Genomic DNA, 2,946 nt, shown 5'->3' with positions numbered 1-2,946 from the left:
CTATAATTTTCTGTTGGAATGAAATATTTACTGGCAACTTTTGTTAGTAGTTTGAGAGTAAATGTGCTTATGAATAGCTTACGAATTCTTTGGTTGCTTGCATGGGGATTAGGGTCCGGTGGTGGATTTGTTGTATACGGACAATCGCAGGCCCCAGAAATAATTCAGCAAAAACAGCCACTGTTGCTGGATATGAACATGCAGATTGAGGCAACTCATGCGGTAAATGATATGTACAACTTTAAGTTCGCTCGGGCCGAACGGCAGTTTCGCTGGATTAAACAAGATCATCCCAATCATCCGTTGCCTTATTTTCTATTAGGCTTGAGCCAATGGTGGAAAATAGTGCCTAATCCGCATGAAACTAAGTACGATAACCGTTGCGTAGCTTACATGGATACAGCCACCGTACTGGCTGAACGAATGCTTGACCAGGATGACGAAGACCCTGAGGCAGCGTTTTTTCTGGCGGCGGCCTACGCTTTTAAAGGGCGACTACATTCCGAGCGCCGCGACTTTAGAAAAGCGGCTAGTGATGGAAGGCTTTCTTTAAAGTATTTGGAGATTTGCAAGGGCAAGGAAGACTTTAGTCCGGAATTGCTTTTTGGCGATGCGCTTTATAACTACTACGCCGAGTGGATTAAAGATAATTATCCCATTCTACGTCCACTGATGATTTTCTTTCCTAATGGGGATAAAGAGCTGGGAATTAAGCAGTTAAAAACAACGGCTAATAACGCATTCTACACCCGCACGGAAGCTCAGTACTTTTTGATGCGAATTTTATCAGAAGAGCAGAACGATCCCCGGGAGGCTTTTCGTATTTCTGAATACTTACACAAAACTTTTCCTGATAACGCTTATTTTCATCGGTACTACGCGCGCCAGCTCTACAGCCGAGGTAAGCACCGTGATGCGGAACGAGTATCGTTAGAGATTCTAGCAAAAATAGATAGTAGCATGATCGGTTATGAGGCGACTAGTGGACGATACGCCGCCTTCTTTTTAGGACAAATCTACCAAATGCGCGCTGAATTAACCGAAGCGGAGAAGTACTATAATAAAACAATAGAATACGCCCGATCTATTGATGCCACCGAGTCTGGCTACTACCACTATTCTATGTTGTACTTGGGCGAGATTGCCGAAAAGCAGGATAATCCCAACCGAGCTAAAGAATACTATAAACTGGTAAAAAAGGAAGCCAAACGTAGTAGTAGAGCTCACGAGAAAGCCCGAGACAACCTACGTTCACTTCGGCAAGGCGATTGAGTTTGTTTTTTATTACACATTGAGTTTAAAGCGGTATAATCCGTGTTGTTTCTTTGCCTTATAGCTCTTATCTCACTCGTTTACTAATTATTTTATTTCTACTAGTCGCCTTATACCAACATAAGCCGAGCCAGCGGGTTACAGTATCAGCATTTTTTTAACTTAAACCCACTGATATGTCTCAAGCAAAACAATACGATGCTATAATAATCGGCTCAGGTCAGGGTGGAAACCCTATGGCTACTTATTTAGCCGGAAAGGGTATACGTACTGCCCTAATTGAACAAAATTACGTAGGCGGCACCTGCCTTAATACCGGATGTACTCCCACTAAAACACTGGTTGCTTCGGCTAAATCGGCTTTTGAGGCCCGCCGAGCAAAGGAGTACGGAATTCATACAGGGGAAGTATCCGTAAACATGAAGGAAGTAATTGCTCGGAAAGATAAATTAGTAGAATCTTCCCGAAGTAGTCAGTATGAAAATCTCACTAGCACCGATAATCTTGATCTTATTGAAGGCAAAGCTCGTTTCACCGACAATAAAACGGTTGCCGTAGAGCTTAATGCAGGAGGAGAGCAAGTATTACAAGCTGAGCGCATTTTTATTGATACAGGTACTAAAACATTAATTCCTCCTATTGATGGGTTAGACCAAGTAGAATGGTACGACAACCGCACCATTATGGAGGTTGACGAAGTGCCCCCGCACCTGTTTGTGATCGGTGGTGGCTATATTGGGCTTGAGTTTGGACAGATGTTCCATCGCTTCGGTAGTAAGGTAACAGTTTTTCACAGTGGCGAGCGCATTTTAGATAACGAAGATGAAGACGTATCAAAGGAAATGGAGGAAATTCTACGAGAGGAAGGGTTGAACATTATTACTAATTGTAAGATTAAAAATATTAAGCGAGAAGGCGAAGAAGTTATTCTCTCGGGCGAAGGGAAGGGGTTTTCTGAAGATATTCACTGCACTCATGTGCTGATAGCAGTAGGGCGGGTACCGAACACAGAGGAGCTAGGACTAGAAAATACAGGAGTTGAGGTTGATGATAAAGGCCATATTCAGGTGAATAATAAGTTGGAAACATCGGCAGAAGGTATTTATGCTATTGGCGATGTGAAGGGTGGTCCCCAATTCACCAATGTGAGTTATAACGACTATGTGATACTAAAAAAGAATCTGTTTGAGGGTGGAAATCTCTCCGTTAAAGACCGGATATTAACGTACGCAGTTTTTACTGATCCACAGCTAGGTCGTGTGGGGCTTAACGAGACGCAGGCTAAAGAACAGGGGATTAACTACCGAATAGCAAAAATGCCGATGAGTAAAGTAGCTCGCGCCCAAGAAGTAGGTTTCACCAAAGGGTTTATGAAAGTATTAGTAGATGAAGAAAAGGGAACTATACTAGGCGCGTCTATTCTGGGAATGGAAGGCTGTGAAGTTGCTTCGGCACTGCTATTTATGATGATGGGAAATCTTACTGCCGAGCAAATAACGGGTACATCTATTGCTCATCCTACCCTTATGGAAGCTATGAATAATTTGTTTGGTCAGATATGATCGTTAATCAAGCAGAAACCGGGTGGGATATTATCTTCCAGCGGGCGCACGCTATTCTGGCTGCTCAAATTGCTATGCACTGGAAGATAGACACGCGCCCCCAACCTTGGAC

At 43.3% G+C, this 2,946-nt stretch carries 3 protein-coding genes; all 3 read left to right on the top strand.

The window, feature by feature from the left end; genetic code table 11:
- The first annotated feature begins 18 nt into the window (after positions 1-18).
- Positions 19-1,272 (top strand): tetratricopeptide repeat protein, encoded by a 1,254-nt coding sequence (locus tag WBA23_RS21185; protein ID WP_424584278.1) that lies wholly within the window; start codon positions 19-21, stop codon positions 1,270-1,272.
- A 176-nt stretch (positions 1,273-1,448) separates the two neighbouring features.
- On the top strand, positions 1,449-2,834 hold the full coding sequence (locus WBA23_RS21180) for a mercuric reductase (RefSeq protein WP_424584277.1): 1,386 nt from the start codon (positions 1,449-1,451) through the stop codon (positions 2,832-2,834).
- Positions 2,831-2,946 (top strand): DUF3891 family protein (locus tag WBA23_RS21175; protein ID WP_424584279.1); only part of this gene is annotated, 116 nt, incomplete at its 3' end. The genes WBA23_RS21180 and WBA23_RS21175, both read left to right, overlap by 4 nt.

It is taken from the genome of Tunicatimonas sp. (assembly GCF_049647865.1).
Classification (GTDB): domain Bacteria; phylum Bacteroidota; class Bacteroidia; order Cytophagales; family Cyclobacteriaceae; genus Tunicatimonas.
The sequence above is the reverse complement of the archived record's forward strand: the minus strand, read 5'-3'. Positions and strand labels throughout refer to the sequence as shown.

Bases quoted from the DNA above. Each gene is read 5' to 3' on its own strand.
- WBA23_RS21185 (WP_424584278.1), top strand. From the start codon at position 19: ATGAAATATTTACTGGCAACTTTTGTTAGTAGTTTGAGAGTAAATGTG.
- WBA23_RS21180 (WP_424584277.1), top strand. From the start codon at position 1,449: ATGTCTCAAGCAAAACAATACGATGCTATAATAATCGGCTCAGGTCAG.